Source organism: Nocardia nova NBRC 15556 (genome assembly GCF_001613005.1).
Lineage (GTDB): Bacteria > Actinomycetota > Actinomycetes > Mycobacteriales > Mycobacteriaceae > Nocardia > Nocardia nova.
Genome location: NZ_BDBN01000037.1, coordinates 77,396 through 89,411, shown reverse-complemented (window position 1 = coordinate 89,411; position 12,016 = coordinate 77,396). Strand labels below are relative to the sequence as shown.

Below are 12,016 nucleotides of genomic sequence, written 5' to 3'. Positions count from 1 at the left end.
CGGCCGCGAGTCTCGCTGAGCGGAAACGCCGGCATATGCCGGCGGCGTGCGTGACACAGTGCGGTGGTTGTGATGCTCCACACAGAAGGACCGCCCATGACCACCACGTCCATGCCCGATATCGCCGCCGTCATGCGCGAGCTGACCGGTCCGGGCGGCAGATTCGAGCTCGTCGAGGAGGAGGTTCTCGGCGCTCGCATGCCGGTGCTGCGGCACCGTCGCCGCGCGGTCGCCGAACTGCTCGCCGACTCGGTGCGCTTCGGTGACCGGGACTATCTCGTCACCGAGGATCGGCGGCTGAGCTATCGAGAACACGCCGCCGCGGCCGCCGCGCTGGCCGCCGCGCTGCGGGAGGAGTACGGCGTGGGGCGCGGTGATCGGGTCGCGATCCTGGCCGCGAACACCGTCGAATGGGTGATCACCTTCTGGGCGGCGCAGAGCCTCGGCGCGATCGCCGTCGGGCTCAACGGGTGGTGGGTGCCGCGCGAGATCGAGTACGGACTGGCGTTGACCGAACCGGCCGTGGTGGTCGTGGACGCGAAGCGGGCGAAGCTGCTCGCCGATATCGACACCGCCGCCGCAGTGGTGACCATGGACGAGGATCTGCCGCGTCTGATCGCCGCCCACGCCGGCGCCGAACCGACGGTCCCCGACGTGGCGGAGGACGATCCCGCCGTCATCCTGTTCACCAGCGGCACCAGTGGGAAACCCAAGGCGGCCTTGCATTCCCAGCGCAATCTGCTGGCCGTCACCGGCTATTTCGGTTACACCGACGCACTGGCCGCCGCGTTCACCGGAAAGACCCTGGAACCCGGCGCGCCGCTGGATCTGCGCTGCCTGCTGACCTCTCCCCTGTTCCACATCGCCAGCCTGCACAATCTGGTGGTGCCGCGGCTGGCCACCGGCAGCGCGGTGATCATGCCGCAGGGCGGATTCGACGCCGACCGGATTCTGCGCCTGATCGAGAAGGAGCGGGTGACCAACTGGGGTGCGGTGCCCACCATGGCCTCCCGGCTGCTCGAACACGGCGATATCGGACGCTACGACACCTCCTCGCTCACCGCCTTCGCCCTCGCGTCTGCGCCGTCGTCACCGGCGTTCAAACAACGTCTGCGCGAAGAGGTTCCGTTCGCCGCCGACGCCTTGGTGGACAGCTACGGCCTCACCGAATGCAGTACCGCGGTCGCCGTCGCCACCCCTGCCGACCTCGCCGAATCCCCCGGGACGCTGGGCCGGCCGATCATCAGCGTGGCACTCGAGATCCGCGATGCCGACGGGACACCCGTTCCGGAGGGCGTCGAAGGTGAGGTTTACGTCCGCAGCCCGTTCGTCATGCTGGGTTACTGGCGCAATCCCGAAGCCACCGCGGCGGCGATCGATGCCGAGCGCTGGTTGCGCACGGGCGATTTCGGCGTGATGGAACAAGGTCGCCTGCGCCTGACCGGCCGCCGATCGGATCTGATTCTGCGCGGCGGCGAGAACATCTACCCGGTCGAGATCGAGCAGTGCCTCGACGAACACCCCGATGTCGTGGAATGCGCCGTCGTCGGTGAACCGCACCCCGATCTCGGGCAGCAGGTGGCGGCCGTCGTCGTTCTCACCGAGGGGTCCACGGCGTCGGAGGCGGATCTGCGCGAATTCGCCCGCGAACGGCTGGCATATTTCAAGGTGCCCGAACGGTGGCGGATCACCTCGGATCCGTTGCCGCGCAACATCACCGGCAAGCTGATCCGGTCCGGGATCACGGTCTGACACAGGGGTTTCGAGGTGTCGTCCGGCGCCCGCGACTCGATCCGGTGCCGATATTGCCGAATGTACGCCACGCCGGGCTCTACACTGGTGCGGACCTGATTGCCCTGTGTCACAGAGTGAGTGGTGTGCATGCCTCCGGATCCCGACCAGATGACGGCGGCGTTCGAACGATTATCGGCCCGAATGACGGTGCTGCAGGCCGGAATGCTGCTGGCACCGACGATGCACGAACAGGGTGCCGCCCGCTACGGCCGCATTGTCGCGGCGCAGCTGGCGGCACTCACGATCCGCGGACATGTCGATGTGCATGTCGGTAACGACGGATTCGAGGGCGCGGATTCGCTGCGAGCGGTCCTGCTGCCCGGCCCGCCCGAACCGGTGGCCGCCGAGGAGCGGCAGTTGTTGCGGCATCTGTTCGGCAACGGCTACTCCGTGCGCATCGCCGCCTGCACCGACGGGCCGGGCTGGGATCGGCTGAACGCGACGGTGCGCCGCGAGTTGATCGGCAACGGTTTCGGCTGGGCCAAACCCGATCGATACCGGGCGCTGCGCACGATGGTCCGGCTGCGCCGGCGCATGCTCGATTACGCGGCACAGCGACCGGCGTGGCAGGACAACGAGGCGCTGCACCTCGCGGGCTATCCCTACGCGGTGCTGTTCGCCGTCGACACCGGTCCGGGCCCGCATTGGCCGGGACCGGAGGAAGGCTCGCAGGCGCAGCTGTCCCTGCCGTGGAATCTGCCGCAGGCCTGCGCGCACGCCGTCCGCGATTCCGGCGAGATCGCCTACAGCGCGCCACCGGTAGGCACCGAGGAGCGGCTGGCCGAAGTCGAGCAGCTGCTGATCGCCATGGATTCCCATTCGCAGGGGGTGCGGTACCACCATATGGTCGAGGCCGAGCGACTGCACCGCTTGATCGACGATTACCGCTGGCGCTACAGCTTTCACACGCTGACCACCTCTCCTCGCCCCGAGCTGCTGCGGGCCGCACTGCTGGATCTGGTGCGCGAAACCGAAACCGTGCGCGCGTATGTGCGGCCCGGAGTGCCGGGTCACGAAGAGGCCGTGCTGGTTTGGATGTACGCGGTGCGGCTGTCGGATCTCGTCCTGGACCGCACGCCGTGACCCGAGGTCAGGAGCCGACCACGTCGCGGGCGCGGCCGACGAGGAGCGGATCGGCGGGAGCGACGATGTCGAGTTCCTTGTTCTCGTAGTCGAACAGGCCCAGGACGTGGCGCATCGCGTTGAGGCGGGCGCGTTTCTTGTCGTTGCTCTTGACCACGATCCACGGCGCGTAGTCGGTATCGGTGTGTTCGAAGTTCTCCTCTTTGGCGGCGGTGTAGTCGTCCCAATTGTCCAGCGACGCCAGATCCATCGGCGAGAGTTTCCACTGCCGGACCGGGTCGACCTGCCGGATCGCGAAGCGAGTCCGCTGCTCCAGCGGCGATACCGAGAACCAGAACTTCACCAGGTCGATCCCGTCGTCGACGAGCATCCGCTCGAACAGCGGCACCTGGTTCAGAAAACGCCGATGTTGTTCGGGCGTGCAGAATCCCATCACACGCTCGACGCCGGCGCGGTTGTACCAGGATCGGTCGAACAGCACGATCTCCCCGGCCGCCGGCAGGTGTTCGACGTAGCGCTGGAAGTACCACTGAGTCGATTCCCGGGCGGTGGGCTTCTCCAGCGCGACGACGCGGGCGCCACGCGGGTTGAGGTGTTCCATGAAACGCTTGATGGTGCCGCCCTTTCCGGCGGCGTCACGTCCTTCGAACACGATGACCAGCCGCCGGCCCGTGGCCTTGACCCAGTTCTGCAATTTGAGCAGTTCGATCTGCAGCAGGCGTTTGTCGGCCTCGTAGACCTCGCGGTTCAGGCGTTCGTCGTACGGATAGCCTTCACGCCAGGTGTCGACGACCAAACCGTCTGCGGCGGTGAGCAGTACGGGATCGTCGTCGTCCAGGTCGTCGACGATGAATCCGGTGGTGTCGGTCAGGTCGACGGCGGACTCGAGGTCGGCGACGGCACTGAGATTGCGCTGCATGTCCGCCCTTCAGTCGTGGAATCCGGTGAGCGGCCAGCCACCGGCGGCGAGCTTCGCCGCGACCTGGCGCAGATCGTCCTCGCTCGGTTCGCAGCGGGTCACTTCCACGATCGCCGCCTCGACCTGCTCGCGATCGACGACGTCGGGCCGGCCCGCCAGCAGCAGGCCGAGAATCCGGTCGAGTTCGTCCTTGTTCAGTTGCTTCTTCAGCAGCGCGAGCAGCGGGAAGTAGTCCTTCGGTGGGACGCCGTCCGGGTAGCCGGCGCGCAGCCAATCCAGGATCTGCGCGAGCAAGCCCTCGTCGTTGGTCCTCGAATTCACCTGTGTACTCCTACTTCTCGACCAGGGTCGGATAGATGTGCTCGAAGCTGACCGCCTTGCCGAAACCGGACGCGACGATGATCGTGATACCGACGGCGATCGCGGCGACCACGACGGCGAAGACCACGACGGCCACCGCGGCGCCGAACGGATTGGGCCGGTGGACGGTTCCGTCGGCCGACTCGTGTCCGTCGGCGACCGCGAGACCGCGCACGCCGACGGCGAACAGCGCGGGCAGACCGGCGCCCAGCACGATGCCGACGAGCAGAATCTTCCAGACCGATTCGAGAACGAGCTTTATCGTTTCCATGGTTCTCAGACCTTCGCGATCGTGTCCGCGGGAGCGACCGGCTCGTCCCATTCGGCGTTGACGTTGGTGTGGTCGACCTTCTGCGCTTGGGCGCGCCGGTACATGTAGACCGAGAGCGCGCACAGGATCGCGAAGGCGATCAGCGGGCCCAGCAGGGTCGGGATCTTCGCCGCGATCACCCACATCACCGCGCCCACCACGGCGGCGGCCGGCAGGGTGATGACCCACGCCGCCACCATGCGCAGCGCGATGTTCCAGCGCACCTGCGCACCGGGCTTGCCGACACCGGAACCCAGGATCGAGCCGGTGGCGACGTGGGTGGTCGAGAGCGCGAAGCCCAGGTGGCTGGAGGCGAGAATGATTGTCGCCGAGGAGGCTTCGGCCGCCATCCCCTGCGGCGAACTGATCTCGACCAGTCCCTTGCCGAGCGTGCGAATGATGCGCCAGCCGCCGATATAGGTGCCCAGGGCGATGGCGGCGGCGCACGCGAACTTCACCCACAGCGGCACATTGTCGGTCTCGTGCCAGGCGAGGGGGCCGGTCGACTGCGGATCCGAGGCGCTGTAGCCGATCAGCGCCAGGGTGATCACGCCCATCGTCTTCTGGGCGTCGTTAGTCCCGTGCGCGAGCGAGACCAGGGAGGCGGTGCCGATCTGCCCCCACCGGAACCCGGCCTCGGTGAACCGTTCGCCGATACCGACCACGATCTTGAAGATCAGGAAGGTGCCGACCGCGGCCACGATGCCCGCGATCACCGGTGAGAACAGCGCGGGCATGATCACCTTGCCCACCACCCCGTCGATCTTCCCGTGCCCGATCCACACCACGCCCGCACCGGAAGCGATTGCGGCGCCGATCAATCCGCCGAACAGCGCATGCGAACTCGAGCTCGGCAGGCCCAGCAGCCAGGTCAGCAGATTCCAGATGATGCCGCCGATCAGTCCTGCCATCACGATGATCAGCAGGGCCCGCCCGTGATCCGCGGTGAACTCGGCTTTCGGTGTCCCGTCCTTGTTCTGGATCTTGACCACCGCGTTGGTGACCGTCAACGCGACCTCCACCGACAAGAACGCACCGACCAGATTCAGCAGCGCCGAAAGAGTCACCGCGGTCGTGGGTTTGAGGGCACCCGTCGCGATGGACGTCGCCATCGCATTCCCCGTGTCGTGAAAACCGTTGGTGAAGTCGAAGGCAAGCGCCGTGACGATCACCAGCAGCAGGATGATCAGTTCGCTGTTCACTCTCGTGATGGTGCGGTGTGCAGGCCTCGCCCACAATCCCCTGCCGCTTTTCGGCAACGCCGCCTAGCTGGGCGTTTCATCGACGTCGGGCAGAGGTTCATCGAAAGTTCCCGATGGAATCGTCTGCCTGCCACTTGCCGGAATCGGCGGGGCCTCCGGTGAACTGATCGCCCTGAGGATCTGCGGCGCTAGGCGGCGACGATGGCCTCGGCGACCAGGCGGAGATCCGGCACCGCGCCCCGCGGTTCACGCACCCAGGTCCGGCGCGGGTTGCCAGGGGTGGGGAGCGCGATCAACGCGCCGGGACCGGTCTGGGTGACGAAGCAGCGGAACAGGTCCAGCGACCACCATCCCGCGCCCTCACCACAACGGGGATTCTCGGCCAGAAACGACCACACGCACCGGTCCCCCACCCCGACCCGCATCACCGGCACCGCCAGATCACCGAGTATGCCGAGCACCGAAGCGCCCCGCTCGGCGGGTGTCATCACCGCACAGAGGCGCCCCGACCGCATGACCAGCGCCCCGATCCGTTGTTCGTACCAGGTGTCACCGAATATCTCCCGATATCGCGACTGCGCGGGCGCAATGCACGGAGTGGTCTGTTCGGTTACCTGCTCGCTCGCGTAGATGGCTGTCATCAGCCGATCCTCCAGCCCGTTCGCTATCGGACTGTGGCGGTGGAGTGACAGACGTGCTACAGAACAGCGGGGACCGTCCGGCACAGTTCGGTGGGGGCCGAAGGGTTTCGCTTCTACTCTCCCGGCATGAGTTCAGCTGTGCAGCAGAGTCGTGAGGCCGAGGCATTCCTCGAGGCGCGCCGGGCCATCGCTCCGGAGGTGGTCAGCGCGTGTGCGGGGTGGACGGCGCATGAGGTTACCGCGCATCTCGTGGCCGGGGCCGTCGAGATCAGCCGGCATCTGGAGCCGTATCTGAACGGTGAGCCGGTGCCCGCCACGCGCGGGTTCGAGGAGCGGGAGGCGCCGTTTCGGGCGATGAGCGACCCGGAATTGATGCGACGGCTGGAACTCGAGGAGCAGCGGTTGCGGGGGCTGCTCGGGGATGTTCTGGCCGCCGACCCCGACGCGGTCGTCCCGTGGACCGGCCGGACCATGCCCGTGGCGATGTTCCTGCCGCATCTGCGCAGCGAGTTCGCCGTCCACCGCTGGGACATCACCGGGGACGACGGCATCGGCGACGAACTCCTCGCCCAGCCCGAACTCACCGCCCACGCCGTGCGCGCGCTCGGCCCGATGCTGCTGGCGTCGGGCGTGCGCCGCGATCCGTGTCTCCGGATGAGAATTTCGACGTGCGGCTGTGCTCACCGGGGGCGCCCGATATCCGGCTGTCGGTCGAATCCGGTTGCGCTGCACTGAGTTCGGTCGAGGACGCATCCGACGCCCCCGGCCTCGAGCTGGACGCCGCGGCCCGCCTCCTCGTCCTGTGGGGACGCCGCCCCGAGCCCCGCACCCGCGTCCGCAGCACCCTCACTCCCGCCCAACTCACCAGGCTGCACGCGCTGCTCGCCGGCTACTGACACGAAAGGGCGAAACCGCCCTCGCGCCATCCCCTTTCACCACCAGACGCCACCCGCCCGAGCCCAACTAGGCCGTCGCACCCCCGACCCGGTAGCATCCCCCACGCGCGTGCAGCGCGGCGAGGGGCGGTAGCTCAGTCGGTTAGAGCCGCGGACTCATAATCCGCTGGTCGTGGGTTCGAGCCCCACCCGCCCCACAAACTCTCTCTCACTCGAGGGCCGCCACCCGACTACCGCCCCGCGAGTTCGGCGACGACCGGGGCGAACCGGTCGGCCATGTCGGCGCCGAAGACGAAATAGGAGAAGCCGATCTCTTCGCGGCGTCGTTGGATTTCCTCGAGGGCGGCGGCCGGATCATCCGGGAGTACGTTCAGCGCGTCCGCCGCGCGCAAGGCGGCCGGGTCGGTGTCGGGGGATGCCATGTACGGCGCGACGGTATCGCCGACCACGGGCACGGCGAGTGCGAGCTCGAGATCGCCGGTGGTGCGGAAGTCGCGGGCCAGGCGTTCGACCTCACTTCGAGGTTGGTCCCCCAGCGCGAAGGTGACCGTGTCGGCGACCTCGGCCGCCAGCGCTCGGGCCTTGGGACCGAGGACGGCCATCGCCACCGGGGTGTGACGGTCGGGGCCGTCGAGATCGCGCAGCGCCTTCACCGTCTCACGTACCTCGGCCAGCCGCTCGCTCGGCGGGAGGATGGGCAGCCCTTTGTCGCGCAGCTCGTCCTCGATACCCGGCCTGCCGGTGCCGATGCCCATCTCGAAGCGGCCCTCGGTCAGCAGCGACAGCGAATGCGCTTCCCACGCCGTCTGCCAGGGCGGGCGCAGCGGAGAGGCGTACACCCAGGTGCCCACGCGCAGGTCGGTCAGGGCCGCGGCGGTGGCCAGCATGGGGCCGGGAGCCGGTTGCGTGAGCGGGAAGTCGGGCACCAGCAACGTCGAGTATCCGCTGCCGGCGATGCGGCGCACGCGATCTCGCCACGTCGGCACATCGGTTGTGAGCGGGGCGACGACCCCGAAGCGAAACGGTCTCGTCATGGCTGAACTCCTGTCGGTCGGTGCGTTCGAAAACATGGACGGCGGATCCCCGCGAAATTCATCGGCGCGGCCGGAAAGCGTCCGGCCATGCACCGACCACGTCGCGGGGTGGGCGACGATGAGCGGCCGGTCGGACTGGCGAGGTTCTCCAGCCGTATGCCTCAGCTGTCGCCCACCAACTGCGGTGCGTAATCTTCGGTGGGCCAAGCGTTCTCGCAAGAGGCGGGAGGGAAACCCGCCGCCGTCCGAGCCCAGGGAACTATCGCCGCCCCGCCCGCATCGCTGTCAACTGCGCCGCGCCCTCGCCGGTGAGCCGGTCGAGGGCCGGCGCGCGGCCGGTGATGAGCAGCAGCAGGTCGGCGGCGGCCCCCTCGACGACCGGTCCGGCGCCGGCGGTCCATCGGCAGTCGGAGGCCACGAGGCGGTAACTCCCGAACTTCGAGCGGGCACGGAACGGAAAGCCACCGTTCCATACGCGATCGAGGGCCGATCGCGCTGCGGGTACCGGCATTTCGCGGGGGATGCCGAGCGGGATCGCGATGTCCTGGCCGTGTACGAGCAGATCCATCAGGCGGTCGACGGGCGTCGTGCCGACGGGTGTGCGCCGAACGCCGATACTGTCGTGCAGGTCGGCGAGCAACCGGGTCGTGGTCCGGCGGTCGGCGTGGCGGATGGCGCTGTCGCGGACCATTCGATCGAAGTCGCCTCGGGCTCGGATCAGATGGAACAGGATCGTCCCGAGGCCGGAATCCGCCGACAGGATCAGGTGTGCGACCACATCGCGAACCCGCCAGCCCGCACACAACGAAGGCTGCTCCCAACCACTCTCGGGCAGGGCCCGCAACAGTTCGACCAGGCTCGCGCGCTCGGCGGCGACGGCCTGCCAGAGCTGCTCGGTATCGATCGATGTCTTTCCAGCCATTGTCGGAACTCCTCAGGGTGATCGGTGTTGCCGTACCGTAGGAGTTCCAGCCGGGTGGAGGTTCCAGCAACTGTGACCCACAACACACGTCGCGATGGTCTGATCACCATCGGAGAGCTGTCCGAACGCACCGGCGTCCCGGTCCGCACCATCCGCTTCTATTGCGACGAAGGGGTACTGGACGCGCACCGCAGCGCGGTCGGGCATCGACTGTTCGATCCGGCGACGGCGGTGGATCACCTGCAGCTCGTGCGCCGGCTGCGCACGCTCGGCCTCGGGTTGCAGGCGATCACGGCCGTACTCACCGGCACCACCTCGATCGCCGACGCCGTCGCCGCCGAAAGAGCCACGCTCGACGCCGAATTGGAGGCACTGACCTGGCGCCGGGCCGTGCTGGCGGCGGTCGAGGACGCCTCGCCCGGCCGGCGCGCCGCGCGGCTGGAACTACTGGCCGCCGTCGGCGACAGCCGGCGCGCCCGCGACGATCTGGTCGCGTTCTGGCGCCGAGTGCTCACCCCGATCGCACCGGAGACATTCGACGGTTTCGTCGCCATGAACATTCCGGCCCCGCCCGCCGATCCGACGCCCCGGCAAGTCGTCGCCTACGCCGAGCTCGCCACCGCGGTGACCGATCCGCGCCTGACCGCCGCGATGACACAACAGCTCTGGCGACACGACCCCACGAATATCCGCGACAAACGCGCACTGCTGTCCGGCGTCGCCGAAGCCTGCGAAATCGTGGACCCGCTGGTCGCGACGCGCGTGGAACCACGGCCGGGCGCGGAACTCGACCGGTTTCTCGCCGCCCACGCCGCCGCCCGGCGCGTCCGCCCCACGGCCGAGTTCCGGCGCCGGCTGCTCCACGGCGCCGACGACAACGATCCGCGCATCCGCCGGTACTGGACGCTCACCGCCGAAATCACCGGTACGACCACCACCGGCGCGGCGCAGGACTGGCTGTACCGGGCGCTGAGCCGGTGGTAGCGACGCCGCGCGGCCCTACTTCTCCAGGTAAGCGACCATTCCGTCGATGAGTCCCTGGATGGCGTCGTCGAGGTTGCCATAGGTGCCGAGGGTGCGTTCGGAGGTGATGCCGCGCATGGCGGCGGGGATGAGTGCGGCGACGCGGCGGATTTTGACCGGGTCGACGCCCAGGTCGGCGAAGGCTCGTTCACATGCCTTGTCCCAGTTGGGTTTCCACGAGGCGAGTTCGGCGGCGGTCAGCGGATAGTCGCGTTCGAGTTCGGCGTGGTCGCGAGGCAGGGCGGCGCGCAGGGTTTCGATGGCGAGGGATTCGGGGCGGCGCAGTCCGATCGCCATGGTGTTGATCAGGGCGGCGACCCGTTCGGACAGGGTTCCTTCGGTCGCGATACCGGCGGGCAGGTCGCCGCGTTTGTCGGCGGTGTAGCGAAGCACCGCCGCCCAGAGTCCGTCGATATCGCCGAACTGATATTTCACGACTCCCCAGGTCGCGCCGATGTCGCGGGCGATCCGGTTGCCGGATACGGCCGCGGGGTCGCCGGTGGCCAGCGAGGTGATCGCGGCCTCGAGCATGGCCTCCCGCGATTGGATACCGCGCTTGTTCGCACGCCTCCCGTGCACCGCTACCTCCGTCACGACGGTCGATAATACCGTCCCTGAACTGCGGCATCCAGTTTCAACGAACCCTCTTGTTTTCTTTCATAGAGGCTTCTACTCTTGTGTCGCCGGGCGCGGCGGTCTGCGCCGCGACGTGCAGCCCCTCGCCGAATGTGGAGGATCGAGATGGCAAAACCACCCCTGTCGATGGAGCCGACGGGCTGGTTCCAGGTCGCGTGGTGCACCGAGATCCCCATCGGCGCCGTCCACAAGATGAAGTACTTCGGCCGCGAGATGGTCGCGTGGCGCTCGGCATCGGGGCAGCTCGCGGTATTCGACGCGTACTGCGAACATCTCGGCGCGCATCTGGGCTACGGCGGGCGCGTCGACGGCGAGAACCTGGTGTGCCCGTTCCACGGATGGGAGTGGAATCGGCAGGGGCGCAACGTCTGCATCCCCTACGAGGCACATCCCAACAAGGGCCGCCGCATCCGCAGCTATCCGGTCGTCGAACGCAACGAGGCCGTGTGGATCTGGTACGACATCGACGGCCGCGCACCGTATTTCGAGGTGCCGGACATCTTCGAGGCATTCGGTGACGACAAGACCGCCGCCGACTACTATCCGCCGGTGCCCGCGGCCACACTGTTCCGGCCGGGCCTGGAACTGCATCCGCAGTACATCATGGAGAACGGCGTCGACTTCGCGCATTTCAAGGTCGTGCACAAGACGCCGTTCGTGCCGGAGTTCACCCGCCACGACTTCTCCGGCCCGGTGTCCTACGTGGACTTCACCATCGCCTTCGACGAGGGCATCAGCGAATCGGACGTCAACAGCGGCGTGGAATCGATCAACGCCGGGCTGGGCTGTTCGATCACCAAGAGCTGGGGCATGGTCGACAACCGCACCATGCCCGCGGTGACGCCGGTGGACGAATACACCTCCGATGTCCGGTTCACCGTGTGGATCGGACGCAAGACGGGCGACGACAGCCCCGAGATCAGCCGATACGGAAAGACGATGGCCGATTTCGTGATCGAACAGTTCGAGGCCGACATCAACATCTGGGCCCACCAACGCTACTCCGATCCACCCGCGTTGAGCCGCAAGGAATTTCAGGGATTCACCGCGCTACGCCAGTGGGCGCTGCAGTTCTATCCCGACGGCGGCCCCGCGGGCACCGACCCGCACCGGCCGCACAGCGGCGCCGTACATCCCGCGGCCGACGCGACCGCCTGAGCACCGTCACCCCCGCAGCCACCACACCGAAAGGCACG

At 67.8% G+C, this 12,016-nt stretch carries 13 protein-coding genes and 1 tRNA gene; 6 read left to right on the top strand and 8 right to left on the bottom strand.

Annotated features, from left to right (window positions below; genetic code table 11):
* The first annotated feature begins 96 nt into the window (after positions 1-96).
* Positions 97-1,752, top strand: coding sequence for a steroid-24-oyl-CoA synthetase (casG, locus tag NN2_RS16350; protein WP_063014544.1), 1,656 nt, complete (start codon positions 97-99; stop codon positions 1,750-1,752).
* A gap of 183 nt (positions 1,753-1,935) precedes the next feature.
* Positions 1,936-2,877 carry a hypothetical protein gene (locus tag NN2_RS16345; protein WP_063014543.1) on the top strand — a complete coding sequence of 314 codons (942 nt, stop codon included), beginning with the start codon at positions 1,936-1,938 and terminating at the stop codon, positions 2,875-2,877.
* A gap of 7 nt (positions 2,878-2,884) precedes the next feature.
* Here the strand turns inward: NN2_RS16345 and ppk2 are convergent, their stop codons facing one another.
* From ppk2 to NN2_RS16320, 5 genes are all read right to left on the bottom strand, one after another.
* Positions 2,885-3,796: a polyphosphate kinase 2 gene (gene ppk2, locus NN2_RS16340; RefSeq protein WP_063014541.1), complete on the bottom strand. Its 912-nt coding sequence runs from the start codon at positions 3,794-3,796 to the stop codon at positions 2,885-2,887.
* A 9-nt stretch (positions 3,797-3,805) separates the two neighbouring features.
* Complete coding sequence (locus tag NN2_RS16335) at positions 3,806-4,117, bottom strand: DUF3349 domain-containing protein (protein ID WP_063909229.1); 312 nt, start codon at positions 4,115-4,117, stop codon at positions 3,806-3,808.
* 10 nt (positions 4,118-4,127) lie between these two features.
* Entirely contained in the window at positions 4,128-4,427 is a 300-nt protein-coding gene (locus tag NN2_RS16330) for a hypothetical protein (RefSeq protein WP_063014539.1), read from the bottom strand.
* A gap of 5 nt (positions 4,428-4,432) precedes the next feature.
* The gene (locus NN2_RS16325) at positions 4,433-5,668 is read right to left on the bottom strand and encodes an inorganic phosphate transporter (RefSeq protein ID WP_063014537.1); all 1,236 of its coding nucleotides are present in this window, start codon (positions 5,666-5,668) and stop codon (positions 4,433-4,435) included.
* A 188-nt stretch (positions 5,669-5,856) separates the two neighbouring features.
* Positions 5,857-6,309 carry a hypothetical protein gene (locus NN2_RS16320; RefSeq protein ID WP_030518462.1) on the bottom strand — a complete coding sequence of 151 codons (453 nt, stop codon included), beginning with the start codon at positions 6,307-6,309 and terminating at the stop codon, positions 5,857-5,859.
* Between the two features lie 126 nt (positions 6,310-6,435).
* On the opposite strand from NN2_RS16320, the gene NN2_RS16315 reads away from it, so the two are divergent.
* Positions 6,436-7,044 (top strand): maleylpyruvate isomerase N-terminal domain-containing protein, encoded by a 609-nt coding sequence (locus NN2_RS16315; RefSeq protein ID WP_082857023.1) that lies wholly within the window; start codon positions 6,436-6,438, stop codon positions 7,042-7,044.
* Positions 7,045-7,328: 284 nt separating this feature from the next.
* Positions 7,329-7,402: transfer RNA gene (locus tag NN2_RS16310), tRNA-Ile, on the top strand.
* Positions 7,403-7,435: 33 nt separating this feature from the next.
* Here NN2_RS16310 and NN2_RS16305 read toward each other — a convergent pair.
* Positions 7,436-8,239: an LLM class flavin-dependent oxidoreductase gene (locus NN2_RS16305; protein ID WP_063014533.1), complete on the bottom strand. Its 804-nt coding sequence runs from the start codon at positions 8,237-8,239 to the stop codon at positions 7,436-7,438.
* A 259-nt stretch (positions 8,240-8,498) separates the two neighbouring features.
* Complete coding sequence (locus tag NN2_RS16300) at positions 8,499-9,161, bottom strand: maleylpyruvate isomerase family mycothiol-dependent enzyme (RefSeq protein ID WP_063014531.1); 663 nt, start codon at positions 9,159-9,161, stop codon at positions 8,499-8,501.
* 72 nt (positions 9,162-9,233) lie between these two features.
* On the opposite strand from NN2_RS16300, the gene NN2_RS16295 reads away from it, so the two are divergent.
* Positions 9,234-10,145: a MerR family transcriptional regulator gene (locus NN2_RS16295; RefSeq protein WP_063910780.1), complete on the top strand. Its 912-nt coding sequence runs from the start codon at positions 9,234-9,236 to the stop codon at positions 10,143-10,145.
* Positions 10,146-10,160: 15 nt separating this feature from the next.
* Here NN2_RS16295 and NN2_RS16290 read toward each other — a convergent pair whose 3' ends face one another.
* Positions 10,161-10,778: a TetR/AcrR family transcriptional regulator gene (locus NN2_RS16290; RefSeq protein WP_030518457.1), complete on the bottom strand. Its 618-nt coding sequence runs from the start codon at positions 10,776-10,778 to the stop codon at positions 10,161-10,163.
* Positions 10,779-10,925: 147 nt separating this feature from the next.
* Here NN2_RS16290 and NN2_RS16285 point away from each other — a divergent pair, with 147 nt between their 5' ends.
* Complete coding sequence (locus NN2_RS16285; protein ID WP_063014529.1) at positions 10,926-11,978, top strand: Rieske 2Fe-2S domain-containing protein; 1,053 nt, start codon at positions 10,926-10,928, stop codon at positions 11,976-11,978.
* Positions 11,979-12,016: the final 38 nt, after the last annotated feature.

Bases quoted from the DNA above. Each gene is read 5' to 3' on its own strand.
- casG (WP_063014544.1), top strand. From the start codon at position 97: ATGACCACCACGTCCATGCCCGATATCGCCGCCGTCATGCGCGAGCTG.
- NN2_RS16345 (WP_063014543.1), top strand. From the start codon at position 1,936: ATGACGGTGCTGCAGGCCGGAATGCTGCTGGCACCGACGATGCACGAA.
- ppk2 (WP_063014541.1), bottom strand. From the start codon at position 3,796: ATGCAGCGCAATCTCAGTGCCGTCGCCGACCTCGAGTCCGCCGTCGAC.
- NN2_RS16330 (WP_063014539.1), bottom strand. From the start codon at position 4,427: ATGGAAACGATAAAGCTCGTTCTCGAATCGGTCTGGAAGATTCTGCTC.
- NN2_RS16320 (WP_030518462.1), bottom strand. From the start codon at position 6,309: ATGACAGCCATCTACGCGAGCGAGCAGGTAACCGAACAGACCACTCCG.
- NN2_RS16315 (WP_082857023.1), top strand. From the start codon at position 6,436: ATGAGTTCAGCTGTGCAGCAGAGTCGTGAGGCCGAGGCATTCCTCGAG.
- NN2_RS16305 (WP_063014533.1), bottom strand. From the start codon at position 8,239: ATGACGAGACCGTTTCGCTTCGGGGTCGTCGCCCCGCTCACAACCGAT.
- NN2_RS16300 (WP_063014531.1), bottom strand. From the start codon at position 9,161: ATGGCTGGAAAGACATCGATCGATACCGAGCAGCTCTGGCAGGCCGTC.
- NN2_RS16285 (WP_063014529.1), top strand. From the start codon at position 10,926: ATGGCAAAACCACCCCTGTCGATGGAGCCGACGGGCTGGTTCCAGGTC.